This is a genomic window from Mesorhizobium sp. M0019, assembly GCF_040323975.1.
Classification (GTDB): domain Bacteria; phylum Pseudomonadota; class Alphaproteobacteria; order Rhizobiales; family Rhizobiaceae; genus Mesorhizobium.
The window spans coordinates 1-20421 of the sequence record NZ_JAMYVK010000035.1; the positions used below are offsets into that span (position 1 = coordinate 1).

Here is a 20421-nt window from a genome sequence, read left to right on the forward strand (position 1 = left end):
CACCGCGCTCGCGCAGCCGCCCCCAATCCGTTGTCCCCACTGCCGCGGAACCCTCTCCGCTAAAAATCTGCCAAAGTAGTGCTAGGCTGCCCGCTCAAAGGGTCAGTAGTGCATTTGCATATCCATCGGGCCGGCAGGCGGCATCATTGAGCCGTTCAGGTTGGCCATGATCACAAGGGAACCGGCCATCACCAGGAACACGATGAGCACGCCAAAGGCGAGCGCGAGCACGTTGTTGGTGTTGTCCGGGCCGGTCGTGAGGTGCAGGAAGAACACCAGGTGGACACCCATCTGGGCAATCGCGAGGACGGCAAGGCCGAGAGGAATTCCGGCTGCCCAGAGCAGTGATGTGTTGGCCACCCAGAACGACAGGCCTGTCAGTATCACCGCCAGAAGCAGGCCGATGGTGTAGACGAGCACCCCGGAGGAGATTGGCTCATCCTTGTCGGTCACTATCGACCGGTCGCCGGGAGCGCGATCGTAACGTGTTGCAGTCATGGAGCGATTCCCATCAAATAGACCACCGTGAACAGCCCAATCCAGATGATGTCGAGCGCATGCCAGAAGAGTGAAAAGCACTGCAGCCGACGCAGTACGGGTGCCTGAAGCCCTTTCACCGCGACCTGCGCCATCATCACCCCCAGCCAGATCAGACCGGCGGCGACATGAATTCCGTGACAGCCAACGAGGGCGAAGAACGATGAGAGAAATGCGCTGCGTTGGGGGCTCGCGCCATGTGCGATCATGTCGGCGAATTCGCGCATCTCCAGAGCGAGGAACGCAGCGCCGAGCGCGAAGGTGAGCAAGGCAGCCAGATATGTGCCGTGGCGGCGTCGCGAGTTGACCGCCAATGCCATCAGCCCGCATGTGTAGCTGGACGCCAGAAGACAAGCGGTTTCGATGGCGACCCTACCCTGACTGAATAACTCGGCGCCGGTCGGTCCGCCCGCGGTGGCATGCCGCAACACTGCGTAGCCGGCAAAGAGCGCCGAGAACATGACGATGTCGCTCAGCAGGAAGATCCAGAAGCCGTAAGCAACGACAACGCGCTTTGGCGCTGGGCCGGCTTCGCTCGCGCTCAGCAAAGGTTTACCAGCCTCAACGGCAACGGTGACGTTCATATCGCCACCCCCGCCCGGTAAAGCCGATCGAATTGGGCGAGCTGCATTGCCGGCACCTCGGTTTCGTCCCCATCGCGAAAGGCGAAGATGAGTATCGTCAGGAACGTGCCGAATAGTCCCAGCCCGGCCATCCACCAGATGTGCCAGATCAGGGCGAAACCTATGACGACGGCAAAGAAGGCGTTGACGAACCCGACTGGGCTGTTCTTTGGCATTTCAATCGGCTCGTACTGGGGCGGTGGCTCGGGTTGAGCCTGCTGTTCGCCGGCGCGTTGTTTCGTGACCCAGTAGGTGTCCCGCTCGGCCACCTGCGGCAGGACCGCAAAGTTCCAGGCCGGCGGCGGCGAGGCCGTGGACCATTCCAGCGTGCGGCCATTCCAAGGATCGCCGGTCACGCGAAGCAGGTCGCGGTCGCGGATCGAGACAACCAGCTGCACGATCTGGCAGGCAATCCCGCCCAGAATGATCACGGTGCCGATCGTCGCCACGACCAGCCATGGCTGCCAGGCGACATTGTCATAGTGCTGCATGCGCCGGGTCATGCCCATCAGGCCCAGCACGTAGAGCGGCATGAAGGCGACGTAGAAGCCGATCAGCCAACACCAGAACGATGCCCTGCCCCAGCGCTCGTCCAGCTTGAAGCCGAATGCCTTGGGGAACCAATAATTGTAGCCCGCCATGACGCCGAACACGACGCCGCCGATAATGACGTTGTGGAAATGCGCGACTAGGAAGAGACTGTTGTGGAGCTGGAAATCGGCCGGAGGCACTGCCATCAACACGCCGGTCATGCCGCCAATGACGAAGGTCACCATAAATCCCACCGACCACAGGATCGGCACCTCGAAGCGGATGCGCCCGCCGTACATCGTGAACAGCCAGTTGAAGACTTTCACGCCTGTCGGCACGGCGATGATCATGGTCATGACGCCGAAGAAGCCGTTGACGTCGGCGCTCGCGCCCATCGTGAAAAAGTGATGCAGCCAGACGAGGAAGGAGAGGATGCAAATCGCCATTGTAGCAGCCACCATGGAGCGATAGCCGAACAGCGGCTTGCCCGAGAAAGTTGCGACGACTTCCGAAAAGATGCCGAACGGCGGAAGGATCAGGATGTAGACTTCCGGATGACCCCAGACCCAGAACAGGTTGACGTACATCATCGCATTGCCCTGTCCGTCGACCGTGAAGAAGTGGAAGCCGAGATACCGGTCGAGCAGCAGCATCGCCAACGTGGCGGTCAGAACCGGAAAGGCCGCGACAATGAGAAAGTTGGCCGCAAGCGAAGTCCAGCAGAAGACGGGCATCCGCATGTAGCCCATTCCCGGTGCCCGCAGTTTCAGGATTGTGGTGACGAAATTGATCCCGGTCAGGAGAGTGCCGACGCCCGAGATCTGCAGCGACCACAGATAGTAATCGACGCCGACGCCGGGCGAGAATTGCAGCTCGCTGAGTGGCGGATAGGCGATCCATCCCGTCTTGGCGAATTCACCGACAACCAGGGAGACGTTGATCAGCAGGACGCCCGAGGCGGTCAACCAGAAGCTCACCGAGTTCAGCGTCGGAAAAGCAACATCGCGGACGCCAAGCTGCAGCGGCAGGACGAAGTTCATCAGGCCAATGACGAACGGCATCGCCACGAAGAAGATCATGATGGTGCCGTGTGCCGAGAAGACCTGATCGAAATGCTCCGGCGGCAGATACCCTTGGGAGCCGCCGGCAGCGACGGCCTGCTGCGCCCGCATCATAATCGCGTCGGAAAATCCGCGCAGCAGCATGACCAGCGCCAGCAGGAAGTACATGACGCCAATCCGCTTGTGGTCGACGGACGTGATCCATTCGCGCCACAGATAGGGGACATATCCTTTCAGCGTGACCCATGACAGGATGCCGACGATGGCCAGGACCATGAAGGCCCCTGCCCCCATGATGATCGGCTGGTCGAATGGGATGGCGCTCCAGTCGAGCTTGCCGAGCAGGTTCATTTGTCTGTCCTCTGTGACGTCAGAACTGCGAGCCGCGCAGGATCATTCGGCTGCGCAGCAAAGCTCTGGATGTGGTTGAACAGGTCGGGAGCGACGTCGCGGTAGGTGAAAGGCGATACGGCTTCGCTTGGCCTGGCCAGATCGGCATAGGCTTGTGCGTCGAGCATCGGGCCGGCGTCGCGCGTTGCGTTCACCCACTGCGAGAAGGCCGGGGCTGGCACCGCATCAACGGCAAACCGCATGTCGGCGAAACCCTCGCCGCTATACTGGGCCGATAGCCCTCGAAAGGTCCCGGGATGGTCGGCCTGAAGGTGAAGGCGTGTCACCATCCCGGCCATGGTATAGATCTGGCTGCCGAGCTGCGGGACGAAGAAGCTGTTCATCACACCTGAGGAGGTCAACTCGAAGCTGACCGGAGTGCCAGCCGGGATGGTCAATCGATTGACGCTTGCGATGCCCTGGTCGGGATAGATGAACAGCCATTTCCAGTCGAGCGAGACCACCTGAACCCTGACAGGGTCGACGGCGGAAGCTATTGGCTTGCGCGGATCGAGGTCATGCGCGCCGACCCAGGCAACGCCACCAACCAGCAGTACCGTCATGGCAGGGATCGACCAGACGAGCAGTTCGAGACGACCCGAATACTCGAAATCGGGCAAGTAGCGAGCGCGCCCATTCGAGGACCGAAACCAAAAGGCGACACCGAGTGTGGCGAGGATCGTTGGGATCACGATCGCCAGCATGATGCCGAGCGAGTTGAACAGAACCAGTCGTTCGGCGGCGGCAACAGGTCCTTGCGGACTGAGAACACCTTCCGAACAGCCCGCGAGCGTCACTACGCCGATCAAGCTGGTAGCGAGCAACCTGAGCCGCATATCAAACCTCATCTGTGCCGGTGGTGATTGAAATGCCTGCGGCTCGGGCTGCATTGGGCAGAGCTTCGGCGTGGACAGTCCGGGAACTGAACACAGGCGTGGAGCGCTGCGGCTGATCGGCGTGGTCGATCAGGAGCGCTGCAAACAACACGAACAAATAGAAAATGGAGAAAGCGAACAGACGGCGTGGAGCGCGGCGGTCGGCCTCGTCGCTTATGCGCAACTGGATCGCGAGCACGACAAGTTTTGCTCCGCATCCGATGGCTGCCGCAGCGTAGATTGGGCCGGCAAACCCGAGCGCCCAGGGCAGCACGGAAGCCGCAGACAAGAGCGCGCAGTAGATCAGGATCTGCCGCGTCGTTGCGGCGCGCCCTGCAACGACGGGCAGCATTGGTACGCCGGCACGGGCATACTCATCCGTGCGGTTGAGGGCCAGTGCCCAGAAATGGGGCGGCGTCCAGAGGAAGATGATGAGGAACAGGACCAGCGGCTCGATCCCGATTTGGCCAGTCGCAGCTGCCCAGCCAATGACCGGCGGAAGTGCGCCGGCAGCGCCGCCGATGACGATATTCTGTGGCGTGAGCCGCTTCAGCCACGCCGTGTACACAATGACGTAGAAGAGGATTGCGAGCGCGAGCAGTGTGCCCGCTGCGACGTTGGTCGCCAGGGCAAGTACCGCGATCGCAGCCATCGCAAGAACAATCCCGAATACGAGAGCTTCGATCGGCAAGACCTTGCCGCGTGGGATTGGCCGCTTCGCAGTACGCGCCATGACGGCGTCAATATCGGCGTCGTACCACATATTGAGCACTGCGGCGGCGCCGGCCCCCGCAGCGATCGCGAGAACTGCGACGAACGCGTTGAGGGGATGCAGGTCAACCGGGGCGATAACCAATCCAACGAACGCGGTGAAGACAGCAAGCACCATCACTCGTGGCTTCATGAGCATGCAGAAATCAATTGCACGGGTGTGCAATAAACCGGCCTCGCCCCGAGTCTGGCTAAACTGATAAGCAATGGTCTTGACGCTCATTTCTGCTGCTCCGAGTTCATTCGAATAAAGGCCATTGAAGCGTCGTCATCGAGGTCGTCACTATTCCTCGAGCTTGCATCTTCCAGGGGAGTTATGCTTGTACGGTGCTGCTGAACCGGTACCGATCATGCTCAAAGATTGGGTTGCAATTCTGCCTTTCCCCTCAGAGAGGTGAATTCCTCAGCAAGACAGGCGCATCCAATTCACGTCTCGGGGAAGCCTCCTCGCTTCGGTCATACGGGTCAGCACGATCACGATCCGATCGGACACTGACGTGAAGCCCTACGCCCAGTTCGATAAATGGTTGGCCTGGCGACAGCATCGCCTGCAGCCGCAGGGCCGCATTTGCCTGTTCGACACGACGATGCCGGGTCACAGGAAGTTTTCCCTCACCATTTCCCAAACATCCCCTCCCCGACCGTGCAAAACGGCGCGAGCTGAATAAAGCGCCATGCCAACTGCTGGTGCCGCGGCCATGAATGGTGGCATGACCAGCTGCAATGGACTGACGTGCACGTGCAGCAGCGCGGGCCCCGGTTGCGCAAGCCAGTCTTTGACGCTCGCTTCAAGGTCGTCGGCCTTGGAAACCGTTTGGCCCCAGAGGCCCAACGCTCGCGCAACTTCGGCAAAGTTCGGGTTTTTTAGCCGCGTGAATGTATCGAGCATCCCCTCGGCCTTCTGCTCGATCTCCACGAAGCCGAGCTTGCCGTTGTCATACACCGCAATCTTGATCGGCAATTCCTCCTGCACCACGGTCATCAGGTCCCCGAAAAGCATTGAGAGCCCGCCATCGCCGGCCAGACAGATGACCTGGCGGCCTGGCTGAGACTTCTGCAGCCCAAGGGCCGATGGCAAACCGCCAGCCATAGTTCCATGCAGCAGACTGGCGAACGTGCGGCGCCGACCATTGGTTTCGATGTAGCGAACAAGCCAAGCGGCCGGTGTGCCATCGTCCGCAGAAAATACCGCGTCCTTCGCGGCATGGCGGTTGATCGCCTCGGTGAGGTAGGTTCCAGGAATACACCCACCGTGACCCGCGACAGCCTTTGTCTTTTCCGATTACCTGGCTTTGGCATAGCGCCGCACGTATTGGTCACGGAAGGAGGCGTCAGTGCGTTCCGCCAGCTTCGGCAGCAACGCTTCCAGGGTTGCTTTCACGTCGCCGACAACACCTTTTGTGACCGGATGCCGTCGGCCGAGATGTGTCGGGTCGATATCGACTTGCACAATCTTCGCCTTGTCGGGATAGAATTGCCGCCACGCAAAATCGGCCCCCAGAAGCAGCAGCGTGTCGCAGTTGAGCAAGGCGTGATAGCCGGCCTCATTGCCAAGCATCCCGGTCATGCCGATGTTGTAGGGATTGTCGAACTCCAGGAAGTCCTTCCCGCGCGAGGTATGAGCGATCGGGGCCTTCAGCCTCTCGGCAACGGCGAGGATTTCCTGATGCGCCCCCTGGCAGCCGGATCCGCCATAAATGGCAAGGTTCCCGCTTTTGTTGAGTATCCCTGCGATTTCGTTGAGATCAGCATCACTCGGACGAACAACGGGCTCTGAAACGTGAACTGCGTACGGAATGTCATCGTGCACCGTTGAGGCGGAAACGTCCGCCGGGACGATGAGAACGGCGACACCCCGCTTCGACAAGGCGGTTTGGCAGGCGATAACGGTTTTGCGTCGCGCCTGCTCCGGCGTGTAGATCATGTCACAGAAGACGCTGCAGCTTTTGTAGATCTGCTTGAAATCGACCTCCTGGATGAAATCGAAGCCCAACTCATCGCGAATGATCTGGCTTGCGATGAGAATGACCGGCGCGCGGTTTCGGTTTGCTTCAAAAATCCCGTTGATGAAATGCAGGCTGCCAGGGCCGCAACTTCCGGCGACAGCCGTCAAGTGACCCGTAAGTTGTGCTTCGGCCTGTGCCGCGAAAGCCCCGGCATCCTCGTGTCTCACTGACACCCACTCGATCTTGCTTCGCTCGAGCGAACGCGCGATCAGATTGAGCGTGTCGCCCACGATGCCGTAACAATGTTCGACGCCTGCGCTCTGCAGGGTTTCAACGATGATATCTGCTACCTGCTTGCTCATGCCGCCTAACACCTAGATCGTTTCAGGGCCTCAACATGTGGCTTCCCTGCTGGCTGATCTTGGTTGGGACTGCGAGGACTTGTATCGGATTGCCGCGATAGTTCGGCGAATTGTCCCCGCTCGTCCCTTCATCATCTTTCTCGTGAAATTACAGCGGAGGCTTTTGCCCGCTAAGAAAAGCCGAGCTTCGCCAGGCCGACCCGGATCTCCGGACAGCTCATGAACAGGCGCCACAGGAGCCCGCTCCGGTAATTCTCGATCATGACGACGATCGGCCCTTGGTCGATGGCGAGATAGGAGTCCGCGTACCAATCAATCGCCGGGTTGAATGCGTCCCTGAAGCCATACTCGCCCCAGAGCCGGTCGCCGCGCGAAGCGAAATGGCGCAGTGCCCGCTTGCACTCAGAGGGTGCGTAAGGGAGGGAGGCGAGGGCACCGGTCGGAGCAATCACGCCTAGGTCGCGGTCGGGGGCGTGCGCAACATAGCCGTGGACACTGTCGCACGCGGTCAAACCCCAACATTCAGCACTATAGCCGTCGAATCTCTCGGGATTGCGGATGCAGTGCGCCTGGTTGATGCGCGTATAGGCGACGTTCTGCCGCCAATAGTCGGCGTAGCTGTCGCGAAGCCGCCTGGGGTCGAGCCCGAGGAATGAATAGTGCGCGAAGAAGAGGGGGCCGCCATGATCGGGTCCAAGGGGAAGTGATATGCCATGGAAGCTTCGCCCGTTGGCGAAGGCCTGGCCGGTCGCCCAGCCGCGGTGGTAGACACTCGGCTCGATCGGGTGGTGTGGGGCGGAGGCGGCGAGGACGAATGCAATCAGGCATTCGTTCCAGCCGTGGATCGCGTGGTTCATCGCCCATCCGTGCACCGGGCTCCAATGCCAAAAGAGCGAGTCAGAGTCGCGGGTGAACCAGTCCCATTCGACGTCCCGCCAAAGTGTATCGATGAGGCTCCGCAAGATGCGCTCCTTGGCTTCCGGACCTCCGAAATACTGCCGCGCCGAAAGCAGCCCCGCCATCAAATATGCCGTCTCGACGATGTCGCCGCCGTCGTCGCGGCGACTGAAGGGTATGGTTAGGCCGCTGTCGCCATCCATCCAGTGAGGAAAGGCGCCGTGGTGGCGCTCGGCCTCGCCGAGAAAGCACACCATTGTGATCAGGCGGTCGAGAGCAGCTTGCCGCGCGATCCACCCGCGCTCGACGCCTGCAAGGATCGCCATGATGCCGAAGCCGGACCCGCCGGTCGTGACGACATGGGGTGTGGCGTTGCTCCGCTCGCGCGCGAGGCCGCTCGTCGGATGGCCAAAATCCCAGAAATATCGGAGCGTCTGTCGCTCCACGGTATCGAGGAGCGCGTCCGAACACGCGTCCGAGCGAGGGGCGCAGTGCTCGCGGCCGACATAGATTCTGGGCAGCGTTTCGATCGCGACCGCGGGGACGTGCGCGTCCCCGCGGTCGCGCCCGTGCGAGTTCGGCCCTCGATCGGGGGACAGCAAATCGCTCTCCACTCGGAGCGCCGCGCGCGTGGAGGTTAGCGGCGCCACAGGGTCTCGCGCTCACGCCGCCAATTAGATGGGCTTTGGCCAAGGGCTTGCCTGAAAAGCTTGCTCAAATGTGCCTGGTCAGAAAACCCGACGCTCAGAGCGATTTGGCTCAGCGAAGCTGAACTGGTCAGCATCAGGTGACAGGCTTCCTCGAGCCGCCGCTTCACGATATAGGCGTGCGGCGGTTCTCCGAACGCTTGTTTGAACGAGCGCGAAAAGTGTGCCGTGCTCCGCCGCGCGACGGCACTGAGGTCACTCGCGTGAATGGTCCGGTCTAGGTTCCGGTCGATGAAGGATCGGACACGCGCTATCTGCCAACCCGCCAATCCACCCGTTCTGGAATCCTTGGCGCCTGAACGGCGCTCCATCTCCGACTGAAGGATGGATGACGCGATGGCCAGCGATGTCCTTGCCGCCTCCTGATCATGTTCGAGCTCGCTCTTGGCAGCCTCAAGAAGTAGGTTCAGGCTGTTTGCCAGGGAACCGAACTCCAGATCGGTTGGAGACGAAACCGCTGCAGCCTCGCTGTATGGCCTTTCCATATCGAAACCTCACAAACATCCGTGCCAGCCGAGACGAACTTCGTGTGCCGTCTCTCAAGGAGCGACAAACCACGGTCTCGCTGCGGTGACCTACAGTGTGATGATTTGGAATGCCGCGATCTATTGCACGCGGGTGGCGCGGAGTAGCGTCATGGTTTCACTGTGCTGAACTTTGGATTACACGCGAAGGACGGAAGATCGAATGCGAGTGGAACCACCGCCGCCAGTGCGGCTTCGGCTCAGCGGTGTTGCGGCTCCTCGGGTACCAACTGCAGCTTTTCCGCCATTCGGCTGAGTGCGACAAGCGAATGGGCCTTCATCTTCCGCATCAGACGGCTGCGGTGCACCTTCACCGTGGCTTCGGCGATGCCGATGTCGCCGGCGATCTGTTTGCTGAGGCGGCCGCGCGCGACCTCAATTATGATCTCGCGCTCCCTGGGGCTCAGCGACGCGAAGCGCTCCCTGAGAACGACCAGAGCCTCTTCATTCTCCCGCCGGGCACGATCGCGAGAGAGGCCGAGCTGAATGGCGTCGAGGAGCTCCTGGTCGCGGAACGGCTTGGTCAGGAACTCAATGGCGCCGCCTTTCATCGCCTGCACCGACATGGCAATATCGCCATGGCCTGTGATGAAGATGATCGGGATTTCCCGGTTCGCCATGGCGAGCTGACGTTGAAGATCAAGGCCGCTTCGTCCCGGCAATCTGACGTCGAGTACCATGCAAGTGGGACCATTCGGCGGGTCCGACTCGAGAAACTCGGAGATGGACGCAAAAAGCCGAGCCTCCAGGTCGAGCGATCGCAACAGACGCCCGATCGAGGCTCGCAGGGCTGGATCATCGTCGATGACCAGGATGGTAGGGTTCGCGTCCGACATCGCTGCTGCTCACGATCAAAGGGCGGTCAAATGAGCCTTTGTCTCGGTCTGCAAAGTTCGCGTGGCTCCTCTGCCGAAAGTTTAGTCCCGACCGATGGGCGTGAACAGTCTCATTCTCCATAGGAGGACGCGCGCAGGTGTAAACGAAAGTTTATGCGCTCTACCATCCGCTTGGTGGCCCCCCTGCCGCGCAACTGCGGAATTCGCGTCCTGGCATAAGCCAAAGTTTACGAACACCGGTATTGCTCCAGCCTCACTCTTGGGCGCAGGCTGACCCATCGCAGGCGGGTACGGTGGCGTTGTCGGAGCGCCTGCGTCGCAGTTTGTGCGCACTTCCGGAGCACATATGCCGGTGGCGTCGTTGATCTCGGTCGTTGAGGACGATCAGTTCTTTCGCGAATCCATGAGGAGGCTCATGAGATCGCTTGGCTACGACGTCGCGGCCTTCCCGTCGGCAGGCGATTTCCTTGCATCGCCTCGTCTCGCCGAAACCGCCTGCCTGATCGCTGACGTCAATATGCCGGCGATGACCGGACTCGAGCTCTATGACCATCTCATCGAGGCGGGCTATGCGATTCCAACGATCCTCGTTACGGCCTATCCCAACGACCTTGACCAGGCCCGCGCATTGAACGATGGGGTCGTTTGTTACCTTCGTAAGCCGTTTGATGAGCGGCATCTGATACGGTGTCTCGGTGAGGCTATCCAGTCCGGTCGGCCGAGCGACGAGAAGTCGTGAGTTCCTTGCCTGCGCCGGGCAAGGAGAACCGAAGTACGGCACCATGTGATGCATTCATGTCGGCCCACAGCCGGCCCCCATGGGCCTTGATGATCGACCGGGAGATTGACAGTCCCATCCCCACTCCGCTGGACTTCGTCGTGTAGAAAGCGTCGAAAACGCGCTCAATATGGTCCGGATCAATGCCCGGCCCAGAATCGTGCACGGACACGAGAACGCCAGCGGTCTGCGTTTGCTCGGTGCTGATCGACAACTCCCGTGGCCCCGCTTCGACCGTGCTCATGGCTTCGACGGCGTTCAGAATCAGGTTCAGCACGACCTGTTGCAGTTGAACACGATCCCCCTCGACGGGAAACAGTGCCTCCGCAAGGCGAGTCTGGACCGAGACTCGATTCTTGGCGAATGCGCTTCGCGTCAATACAAGCACCTCGTTGATCGCCGCGTTCAGATCGAAACGGGACTTTCGGGGAGGCGCTTTCTTGATGTGATCACGGATGCGGTCGACGATATCTCCGGCTCGATCGGCATCACCCACGATAGAGTGAAGCGCGTCCCTGACTTCGTCCAGGTCTGGCGGTTGCTTGCCTAGAAAATTGAGGGCCGCAAGGGCATTGTTTCGCGACGCGGCAATCGGGTGCATGATTTCGTGAGCCAGCGAGGCGGTTAGTTCCCCCATTACGCTCAGGCGGCTCATGTGGGCGAGATCTGACTCCAATTCACGGAGCGCCTCTTCCGCCCGCCTGCGCTCGGTCAAATCGAGCACGAAAGCGACAGATTGGTTTCCTCCCTCTTGGAAGGTCGCCGAGCCCAGCAGAATGGGGACGCGGCTGCCGTCTTTCCGGAAGTATTCCTGCTCGATCGGCAGCCGCACTCCAGTCCGTTTGTGCTCTTCGATCCATTGTGCGTCGCGCTCGCGCCAATCCGGGGGGGTCAGATCCTTCCAGTTGATGCGGCCCGCCGCGAGGTCCTCGCGATCGTATCCGACGATCCGCAGAAACGCGTCGTTGGTCTCGAGAATCCGACCATCGAAGTCCCCGACGAAGACGCCGATGATGTTGGAGTCGACCAGGCGCCGAATCTTCCCTTCGCGATCTTCGAGATCGCGATAAAGCCGCGAATTCACGAGCGAGATTGCTGCTTGCGACGCAATTACCTTCAAGACCGTGACGCGGTCGGGAGTGAAAACGTATCGCGTCAGATTGTTTTCAAGATAGAGAATACCGATGAGTTTGGCCTGGTTGATCAATGGCAAACAAAGAATGGAACGGGAGGGACGCTGAACGATGTAGAGATCGGCAGAAAATGGATTCTGCGATGATACGTCATCGAGAATTACGGTTTCCTGGGTGCGCATTACATAGCGAACGAGCGAATCCGGCAGCCCGGCAGTCGTGTGGGCGCCGTTCAACAGACGCACGGTCACATCCTCTCGACCGGTGATCGCCTCCGCCTCGACCCATAACTGATCACCCCGCGGCAGGATCAGGAGGCCCCGTTCAGCGCCCGCGTGCTCAACCGCGATCACCATGAGTGTTTTAATCAAATTTTCGAGGACAATCTCACCAGACACGGCCTGCGAAGCCTTGATCGCCGTCTCGACGTCCATTTGCGCGACGGGCGTGCCAATGGTCGCGGCGCGTGAGGTCGGGACCCTTTCCTCCTGCAAGTGCGGGTAGCGTTCTTCGAGTTGCTTGACCTTGCCGAGCGCGCCCCATTGGAGATAGCAGTACCTTGCGTTCCGCAGATAGGCGTGAGCTATCGTCTCCAAGCCGCGCGCCGTGCAAAACCGCGCGGCGAGCTCGTGCGCCAAGCCCTCGTTCTGGATGAAGCCGTGCTCGCGAGCCAGCCTGATGGCCTCTTCGTAGAGGCGCATCGCATCCAGTTCGCGCCCTTCCAGGCGTGCAATCTCTGCGCCTATCAGTGCCGCGCGGTTTGCGAAGGTTTCCGAACAGTTCTTCGCCCAAAGCGCAATCTGCTTGTCGTGAGCTACCAACGCCTCCAGATGCTGTTGCCGCTCCTCGGCTGAGGTCGTATCGCAACGCGCCGCCCGAGCAAGTGCCCCGTAGAAATGGTATTCAGCCAACTCGAATTGCGTCGGCGCCGTCCAAAGCAGCGGCGCAACCTTCGATGCAGCCGCGACTGCAGATGCGCCGTCGCCGGCGTAGACGCACGCTTGCAGCTTGCGAATCCAATACCAGCACGCGCCAATGGCCAACCCGGGATTGTTCTCCAGACGTTGCTCGAAGCGGCCCTCGTCGAACTCCGCATCATTGAACGAGGTAAACTCTGGTGTCAGACCACGGAGCATCCGGACGAGCCTGAGTTGCCCGGTGATGCAGTCGCCGGCCAGACCGAACCGCACCTTCCGCGCGAATTCGAGCCCATTCTCGGCCTCTCGCTCGACCTCACCCAGCGGATCTCCAGAGGCGAAACGATTCGTGATCACGTCGATGCAGCTATATGCCGCATAAGTAAGGTCGCCGGCATTCTGCGCCGCGTCGAAGGCGCGTCGCAGGAAGACGCGGCAGATCGTCAACTGCTGCGTCCAGTGCGCGACGTGGACAGCGAAGACCAGATAGACGCGGGCACTGAGGCGATCGAGCCCACGCTTCTCGACCAGATCCAAACCAAGCCTGCCGAAGCGAAACCCTGCCCGGTAATCTCCGAAGTACGTGCCGAGGATACCGCCCAGCCACGCATAGGCGAGGCATGATCCGTCGCTGTTGCCATGTTCCAAGCTGAGGGCCGCCATCCGACCGACGACGAGGCGAAAAAGATTCAAGTCGGTGAACAAGGCCGGCGACGTGAGCACCGTGAGCACGTCCATGGTTGCGCGCCGATCCGGATCGCTCATCAGCGGCAGGTCAAGCAGTGCTTCGATCGAGCCAGACCCGAGCCGCTGCCACAATCGATCATAGGACTGGCGGACGTCTTCCGCCGTCGCGTGCCGCGACCACTGGGCGTCAACCCGCTGGAGATAGTCCAGGCCGACGGCCACGGCGCTGCCGCTCTGGTCCAAGTTCGTGTAGAGGTTGATACGCACACAGGTGACGGCAGCAGAGTCAACAGTTGTCCGTGCGCGCGTTGACACCACCGAGAGACGTTCTTCCGCTGAGGCCAACTCCCCGGATAGATACTCGCACTCAGCCCAGTTGAGTTCGAGGTCGAACGTGAGCCGGTAGCACCGTTCCCATTCGTCCTCCGCCACCAGAGCGCGGCCGGCGGCAAAATACTGCAGCGCTGAGGCATAAGCGGTTGCCGCTTTGGCACGTTTGCCCGCCATGAGGTTGAGCTCGGCGACCTGCTCGCGCTCCTCCGGCGCGGTAATCAGCGCCGCGCCGCGGTCGAACTGGTTGACGATGTCGAAGATGCTGTCTTCCAGCTCTTCCGACGTGGTCTGCGCCGCGAGCAATCGGCCAATCCGAAGATGCGCCATAGCACGCTCGCCTTCGGCGATGAGCGCATAAGCAGCCTCTTGGATACGGTCGTGGAGAAATGTGTAGGTGCTGCCCGATCGGAGGATGAGCCCGGCGCAGACGGCCTCCCAGAGCGCTGCGTGCATCGCCTCCTCCGTTTCCTCGTAAACCAGAGTCAGAGTGGCGACGTCGGCGACATTACCAACGCAGGCGAGCTGTTTCATCGCTTCCTGGGCGGGGACGGAGAGCCGCCTCATCTTTTCGATGAGCAGATCTGCGACGTTGTCGGTGTAACTCCTGGCGCGGATGCGATCGATGTCCCATCGCCAGGCTGGAGCGACGGGATCGAAAACGAGAAGCCCGTCTTCGTTCAGCGCCGTAAGGAACTGGATCGCGAAGAACGGATTGCCGCTGGTTTTCTTGTGCACCAGTTGCGCCAGGGGCCGCGCGCGCTCCGGCTCGCAATGCAAAGCGTCGGTGACGAGTCGCCCAATATCGTCCAGTCCAAGAGGGGTCAGCACGATCTCCTCGACTCTTGCTCCCGCCTCGCGTATCCCGCCGAGCGTTCGTATGAGCGGATGCGCCGGGCCGACTTCGTTGTCCCTGTAAGCCCCCACCAGCAGCAGATGCCGTACTTCCGTATGGGTGACCAGATGCTCGAGGAGGTCGAGCGTCGCGGCATCCAGCCATTGCAAATCATCGAGGAACAGCGCCAGTGGGTGCTCCGCCCGCGCGAACAGGCTGAGGAAGCGCCGGAAAACCATCTGGAAGCGGTTCTCTGCATCCTGTGGAGGCAAGTCCGCGACCGGCGATTGTTTCCCGATCACGAGCTCCAATTCGGGAATGAGATTGACGATGAGCTGGCCGTTGGGGCCGAGCGCCTCGCTCAGGGAGTCTCGCCAACGGCCAAGCTCAGCTTCGCTCTCGCCCAGAACGGGCCGCACGAGGCTCCGGAAGGCTTGCGCCAGGGTGGCATACGGAATGTCTCGTTTGTACTGGTCGAACTTGCCCGACGCAAACAGGCCCCGCGGCGGGACGAGCGCCTTCTGGAGTTCGTTCACCACCGAAGACTTGCCGATGCCGGCGTACCCGGACACGAGCACGAGCTCTGTTGCGCCATTCGCCACGACCCGGTCGAAGGCGCCAAGCAGCGTCCCGAGCTCATGCTCCCGGCCGTAAAGCGTCTCCGGCGTCATCAGTCGGTCCGACACGTCGCAAATGCCGAGCGGAAACGGCTCTATGCGACGATGCGACTGCCATTCCGCCAGGCACTTGCGCAGATCGACCGAGAGCCCCGCGGCGGTCTGGTAGCGGTCTTCGGCCGTCTTGGCGAGAAGCTTCATCACCATCACCGAGACCGGCCCCGGGATGCCCGCGACCCGCTCGTCGGGCGGTGGCGGTTGGCGGGCAATGTGGCAGTGGATCCATTCCATGGGATCGGAGGCTGTGAACGGCAATGTCCCGGTGAGCATCTCGTAAAACGTGACGCCGAGCGAATAGAGATCGCTGCGAGCGTCGATCGAGCGGTTCATCCGGCCGGTCTGCTCGGGCGCCATGTAGGCGAGTGTGCCGGCGATCACCTCCGGCGGCGCGGGGGCCTGGCGCTCGCGTGGCAGACGCGAGGCGATGCCAAAGCCCATGAGCCATACCTGGCCGGTGACGGGATTCACCAGCATATTCGCCGGCTTGACGTCTTTATGGATGAGGCCGTGCTGGTGAAGCTGACCAAGCGCTGTAGCCGCGCCGATGGCGAGGCGTAGAAACGCTGTAATCTCCCAGGGCCGCTCCAGGAGCCGCAACAGATGCTCGCCGCCGGGGTCCTCGCTGAAGAGCGTAAGCCGCCCCTGGTGAAGCTCCAGCCTCAAGGGTCGGGCCGCCCAGACAGGGTCGAGCTCATCCCTCAGGGCATAGGCGTGCTGCAGCCGCGCAAGGGTTTCTGGCGAGGGCTGCGCCGATGAGGGCATGGCTGCGAGGAGCGGCAAGGATTCGCCATCCCACAGGCCACGGGACAGGACGAACTCCCCGTCCTCCCAAACGGTCTCAGGTGCATGTCCGGACGGAGTCGTCACGTCGCGGGCCTCTTTGATGTCGCCATCACGGCGTCTTCGTGAGGCTCTCCAGTCTGGGCGGCCGAGCGACGAGAATTCGTGAGTGCCTTGCCCGCGCCGGGCAAGAAGAACCGAAGTGCGGCCCCACCCGATGCATTCATGTCTGCCCACAGCCGGCCCCCGTGGGCTTCGATGATCGACTGGGAGATCGACAGTCCCATCCCGACGCCATTTGACTTCGTGGTGTAGAAAGCCTCGAAAACTCGATCGAGATTATCCGGATCAATGCCCGGACCTGAATCGCGCACAGACACGAGAACGCCACCGGTCTGCGTTTGCTCGGTGCTGATCGACATCTCCCGTGGCTCGGCCTGGAGCGTACTCATGGCTTCGACAGCGTTCAGGATCAGGTTCAGCACGACTTGCTGCAGTTGAACACGATCCCCCTCGACGGGATACAGCCCCTCCGCGAGGCGGGTTCGGACCGAGACTCCATTCGTGGTGATCGCGCTTTGCGCCAACCCAATCACTTCGTCGATCGCCTCGTTCAGGTCGAGACGAGACTTTCGAGGAGGCGCTTTCTTGATGTGATCACGGATACGGTCGATGATGTCTCCGGCTCGGTCGGCATCGTCGACGATGCTGGCGAGCGCTTCTCGGATTTCGCCCAGATCCGGTGGATTTCTGTCCAGAAAGTGCATGGCCGCACGGGCGTTGTTGCGCGCCGCCGCAATCGGTTGCGTGATTTCGTGTGCCAGCGAGGCGGTCAGTTCTCCCATTACGCTCAGGCGGTTCATGTGTGCAAGATCCGACTCCAGCTGGCGCAGCCTCTCATGCTCCTCCTGCGCGCGCATGAGTGCTGTCACGTCGGTGCCGGTGCCGCGATAGCCACGGAATTCTCCCTCGGCGTCAAACACTGGCTTGCCAGTTGCCTTCACATGGATGGACGAGCCGTGGCGGCGAGCGGAGTGATATACGAAGTCACGGAATGGTTTACGGGAATCGAGAGTTGCCTGGAGAAGCCGCCATTTCTCCGGCTCCGTTTCGAGATCGAGAGCGCCATCCCAGCACGCCGTGCCAATTCGATCAGCCGAGTCTGAACCAAATGCATTCTCGGTCAGCAGCGTGAACTTGTAGTCCGGGCCGATTTCCCAAAACCAATCGGAGGCACTTTCGGCGTAGTCGCGGAATTTCGCTTGGCTCTCCTGCAATGCTTCCGAGGCGCGCTTGCGTTCTGTCACGTCGATCTGTGTGGTGACAATCTCGACAAGTTCCCCGCTCGCGGAGAACACAGTTTGGCCGATTACTTCGAGGTGTTTGACCGTTCCATCGGGCAGTACGATTCTGTACCCGATCGAGTAGCCTCTCTTCTCGCCCACCGCGCGCTGAACCTCTGCGTTCAGCCGGTCGCGGTCGCTTGGGTGGATTCGTTGGAACACGGCTTCGCGGCTCGGAACCCCCTGCGCCGGATCAAACCCCCAGATGCGGTAAGTCTCCTCCGACCCATAGAGAATCTTCGTCTCGTTGAAGGCCGACACACCGCTGTGACTCAGCCTCTGTGCTTCCGCCAGATAGGCTTCGCTGCGGCGTAGCCGCTCTTCAGCCTTCTTGGCTCCATCAATGTCGACAGACAGGCCATACCATTGGATAATGCGTCCCTGTCGATTGCGCAGGGGCTCACCACGAGCATGGTGCCAACGAAACTCGCCGTCCGCCCGACGCAGACGGTTCACAGCCTGGTATGAAGTTCCGGTCTGAATTGCGTGTTGGAAAGCGCTTGCAGTTTGTGGAAGGTCGTCAGGGTGCACGAAGGCCTCCCAACCACGCTGCTTGAACTCCTCAAATCGCATGCCGCTATAGTCCAACAGGCGCTGATTGAGTTGGGTCGGTTCGCCGGCGGGGTCCAATGACCAGAGGAGACCTGGTACTGTTTCGAAGATTTGACGGAGCTTGTATTCGCTTTCCCGAAGAGCCTTTTCAGCCCGCTTGCCCTCCGTGACATCGATCTGCGTGGCGACGAGCTCGAAAAGCTCCCCGCTTGCGGACAACACAGGTTCCCCGATTGATTCGATGTGTTTGACCGTGCCATCGGGCAGTAGGATTCGGTACTCGTGCGAGTAGCCTCTTTTCTCTGTGAATGCGAGCTGAACCCCTGCAAGTACCCGATCCCGGTCGTCTGGGTGAAGCCGTTCGGCCATCATTTCAAAGCTCGGAATACCCAGCGTCGGATCAAACCCCCAGATGCGGTAAGCCTCCTCCGAAAAATAGAGGACCTTCGATTTGTTGGCGGCCGTCGCACCGCTGTGACTGAGCCTCTGTGCTTCGGCCAGATGGGCTTCGCTGCGGCGCAGCCGGTCTTCGGCCTTCTTGGCTTCATCGATGTCGACAGACACGCCGTACCACTGGACAATGCGCCCCTGCTGGTCGCGCAGAGGCTCACCACGCGTATGGTGCCAACGAAACTCGCCGTCCGCTCGACGCAGACGGTTCACAGCCTGGTACGACGTTCCGGTCTGAATTGCGTGCTGGAAAGCCTTTGCGGTTTCTGGGAAATCGTCGGGGTGCAGGAAGGTCTCCCAACCGCCATGCCTGAAGTCCTCAAGTCGCATGCCGCTGTAATCCAACAGGCGCTGATTGAGCTGGGTCGGTTCGCCGGCGGGGTCCGCTGACCACAGCAGGCTTGGTACCGTTTCGAAGATCTGACGGAGCTTGTGTTCGCTTTCCCGCAGGGCCTCTTCGGCCCGCTTGCGTTCCGTCACATCCATGTTTGTGCAGAAAAACTCGACAATCCTTCCGTTCGAAGAAAAAACAGGACGGCCGATTGATTCCAGGTGTTTGACCGTTCCATCGGGCAGTATGATTCTGTACGCGATCGAATAGCCTCTTTTCTCGGTGTACGCACGCTCAGCCGCAGCGAGCACCCGGTCCCGGTCGTCGAGGTGGACCCGTTCCAACACGGCTTCAAAGCTCGGAATGCCCAATGCCGGATCAAACCCATAGATGCGGTAAGTCTCTTCCGACCAATAGAGAAGCGTGGTCTCGCTATAGATCGTGGAACCGGTGCGGCTCAGGCTCTGCGCTTCGGCCAGATGGGCTTCGCTGCGACGTAGCCGGTCTTCTGCCTTCTTTGCTTCATCGATGTCGACCAGGACGCCGTACCAGCGCAGCACACGCCCATCGCTGGCCTTCAGGGGTGCTCCGCGTACATTGAACCAGCGATATTGGCCGTCGGCTCCGCGAAATCTGCAGACGACATCGTGAGGACTTTCCGTTTCGAGATTTTCGAGCCAGCTGCTCACCTTGAAGGCGACGTCCTCCGGATGGATTCTTTCCGCCCATCCCCAGCCAGTGATTTCGCCAAGCGGCGCGCCAAAATAGTCAAGCACACGCTTGTTGACGTATTCGATATTACCCTCGGGCTCAGCCCGCCACACCAACGTCGGGATCGTTTCCACCAATAAGCGAAGCTCTTGCTCGCCGCTGAAAAGTGCCTCCTCGCCTCCGTTACCGTCCTTTGACACACGTCGCTCCATGGCCGGCCTCCAGATCTGGACCTGCCTTTGTCGGAGACGCCATGTCGCAGAGGATCGCTGACGACCCGGCAAAGGTGGCGCGGGCATCTTACCCCCTGCGCTAGAGACGGACCATATCCCCTCGCCTTGGTCGGACGATTGCCGAAACTTTCCGCGAGACTCGCCTCATCCTCCGGGACAGACGCTCTGCAAGGCCGGTATCTGCAAGATTATGCGAATGCGCCCGAGACAGGCGAGTTCGCCCTCGCCAATCCATATATGTTTGTGATGAGGGGCAAATCCGAAATGCTGCGAACCAGTTCATCCACGCTGGCTTGCCGTCCGTGCCTGCGGGGAGTTGCGAAAGAATACCCCGCCTCACAATTGGCCGATAGTTCCGGGTCACTCCGGAACCTGACCGCCGGGACGTCACCCGCGAAATGCCATGACGGCGGCATGTCAATGCGGCAAACCTCAGCGGAGACAGCGGGACGCAAAACCCTTCAGCATTTCCAAGCCCTTGGCGGAAAGACGGCCCACAAAGACGCCTGTCCGCTATTGGTATATTAGCGAGAAGCCTAGCCGGGAAGGATGCCCGTCGCTTGCATCGGCGTGCTGCGATTTGGTTGTTTCTGCGCACTCTATC

The 20421-nt window shown here is 60.7% G+C and carries 13 protein-coding genes; 1 reads left to right on the forward strand and 12 read right to left on the reverse strand.

Annotated elements, in window-relative coordinates:
- Positions 1 to 102 precede the first annotated feature (102 nt).
- The 10 genes from cyoD to NKK47_RS23195 form a co-directional block, all read right to left on the reverse strand.
- Positions 103 to 498 (reverse strand): cytochrome o ubiquinol oxidase subunit IV, encoded by a 396-nt coding sequence (gene cyoD, locus NKK47_RS23150; RefSeq protein WP_352578350.1) that lies wholly within the window; start codon positions 496 to 498, stop codon positions 103 to 105.
- Positions 495 to 1121, reverse strand: coding sequence for a cytochrome o ubiquinol oxidase subunit III (cyoC, locus tag NKK47_RS23155; RefSeq protein WP_352578351.1), 627 nt, complete (start codon positions 1119 to 1121; stop codon positions 495 to 497). The genes cyoD and cyoC overlap by 4 nt, the downstream gene beginning before the upstream one ends.
- On the reverse strand, positions 1118 to 3097 hold the full coding sequence (gene cyoB, locus NKK47_RS23160) for a cytochrome o ubiquinol oxidase subunit I (RefSeq protein WP_352531445.1): 1980 nt from the start codon (positions 3095 to 3097) through the stop codon (positions 1118 to 1120). Before cyoB ends, cyoC begins: the two co-directional genes overlap by 4 nt.
- 2 nt (positions 3098 to 3099) lie before the next feature.
- Complete coding sequence (cyoA, locus tag NKK47_RS23165; protein ID WP_352578352.1) at positions 3100 to 3978, reverse strand: ubiquinol oxidase subunit II; 879 nt, start codon at positions 3976 to 3978, stop codon at positions 3100 to 3102.
- Position 3979: 1 nt separating this feature from the next.
- Positions 3980 to 5011 carry a heme o synthase gene (locus NKK47_RS23170; protein ID WP_352578353.1) on the reverse strand — a complete coding sequence of 344 codons (1032 nt, stop codon included), beginning with the start codon at positions 5009 to 5011 and terminating at the stop codon, positions 3980 to 3982.
- A gap of 372 nt (positions 5012 to 5383) precedes the next feature.
- On the reverse strand, positions 5384 to 6031 hold the full coding sequence (locus tag NKK47_RS23175; protein ID WP_352578403.1) for a thiamine pyrophosphate-dependent enzyme: 648 nt from the start codon (positions 6029 to 6031) through the stop codon (positions 5384 to 5386).
- 39 nt (positions 6032 to 6070) lie between these two features.
- On the reverse strand, positions 6071 to 7096 hold the full coding sequence (locus NKK47_RS23180; RefSeq protein WP_352578354.1) for a thiamine pyrophosphate-binding protein: 1026 nt from the start codon (positions 7094 to 7096) through the stop codon (positions 6071 to 6073).
- Positions 7097 to 7266: 170 nt separating this feature from the next.
- Positions 7267 to 8643 carry a glucoamylase family protein gene (locus NKK47_RS23185; RefSeq protein WP_352578355.1) on the reverse strand — a complete coding sequence of 459 codons (1377 nt, stop codon included), beginning with the start codon at positions 8641 to 8643 and terminating at the stop codon, positions 7267 to 7269.
- Positions 8631 to 9185: a helix-turn-helix domain-containing protein gene (locus NKK47_RS23190; RefSeq protein ID WP_352532598.1), complete on the reverse strand. Its 555-nt coding sequence runs from the start codon at positions 9183 to 9185 to the stop codon at positions 8631 to 8633. Before NKK47_RS23190 ends, NKK47_RS23185 begins: the two co-directional genes overlap by 13 nt.
- Before the next feature lie 239 nt (positions 9186 to 9424).
- On the reverse strand, positions 9425 to 10060 hold the full coding sequence (locus NKK47_RS23195; RefSeq protein WP_352578356.1) for a response regulator transcription factor: 636 nt from the start codon (positions 10058 to 10060) through the stop codon (positions 9425 to 9427).
- Positions 10061 to 10406: 346 nt separating this feature from the next.
- Here NKK47_RS23195 and NKK47_RS23200 point away from each other — a divergent pair, with 346 nt between their 5' ends.
- Positions 10407 to 10799 (forward strand): response regulator transcription factor, encoded by a 393-nt coding sequence (locus tag NKK47_RS23200; protein WP_352532602.1) that lies wholly within the window; start codon positions 10407 to 10409, stop codon positions 10797 to 10799.
- On the opposite strand, the gene NKK47_RS23205 is transcribed toward NKK47_RS23200, so the two are convergent.
- Together NKK47_RS23205 and NKK47_RS23210 are read right to left on the reverse strand one after the other, a co-directional pair.
- Complete coding sequence (locus NKK47_RS23205) at positions 10762 to 16284, reverse strand: trifunctional serine/threonine-protein kinase/ATP-binding protein/sensor histidine kinase (RefSeq protein WP_352578358.1); 5523 nt, start codon at positions 16282 to 16284, stop codon at positions 10762 to 10764. The genes NKK47_RS23200 and NKK47_RS23205 overlap by 38 nt on opposite strands.
- On the reverse strand, positions 16281 to 19796 hold the full coding sequence (locus NKK47_RS23210; protein ID WP_352578359.1) for a PAS domain-containing sensor histidine kinase: 3516 nt from the start codon (positions 19794 to 19796) through the stop codon (positions 16281 to 16283). Before NKK47_RS23210 ends, NKK47_RS23205 begins: the two co-directional genes overlap by 4 nt.
- Positions 19797 to 20421 lie beyond the last annotated feature (625 nt).

What these genes read in the sequence shown, in the direction of transcription:
- NKK47_RS23210 (WP_352578359.1), bottom strand. Translation starts at nt 19,796, where the DNA reads ATGGAGCGACGTGTGTCAAAGGACGGTAACGGAGGCGAGGAGGCACTT.
- cyoD (WP_352578350.1), bottom strand. Translation starts at nt 498, where the DNA reads ATGACTGCAACACGTTACGATCGCGCTCCCGGCGACCGGTCGATAGTG.
- NKK47_RS23190 (WP_352532598.1), bottom strand. Translation starts at nt 9,185, where the DNA reads ATGGAAAGGCCATACAGCGAGGCTGCAGCGGTTTCGTCTCCAACCGAT.
- NKK47_RS23200 (WP_352532602.1), top strand. Translation starts at nt 10,407, where the DNA reads ATGCCGGTGGCGTCGTTGATCTCGGTCGTTGAGGACGATCAGTTCTTT.
- NKK47_RS23170 (WP_352578353.1), bottom strand. Translation starts at nt 5,011, where the DNA reads ATGAGCGTCAAGACCATTGCTTATCAGTTTAGCCAGACTCGGGGCGAG.
- NKK47_RS23180 (WP_352578354.1), bottom strand. Translation starts at nt 7,096, where the DNA reads ATGAGCAAGCAGGTAGCAGATATCATCGTTGAAACCCTGCAGAGCGCA.
- cyoC (WP_352578351.1), bottom strand. Translation starts at nt 1,121, where the DNA reads ATGAACGTCACCGTTGCCGTTGAGGCTGGTAAACCTTTGCTGAGCGCG.
- NKK47_RS23195 (WP_352578356.1), bottom strand. Translation starts at nt 10,060, where the DNA reads ATGTCGGACGCGAACCCTACCATCCTGGTCATCGACGATGATCCAGCC.
- cyoA (WP_352578352.1), bottom strand. Translation starts at nt 3,978, where the DNA reads ATGCGGCTCAGGTTGCTCGCTACCAGCTTGATCGGCGTAGTGACGCTC.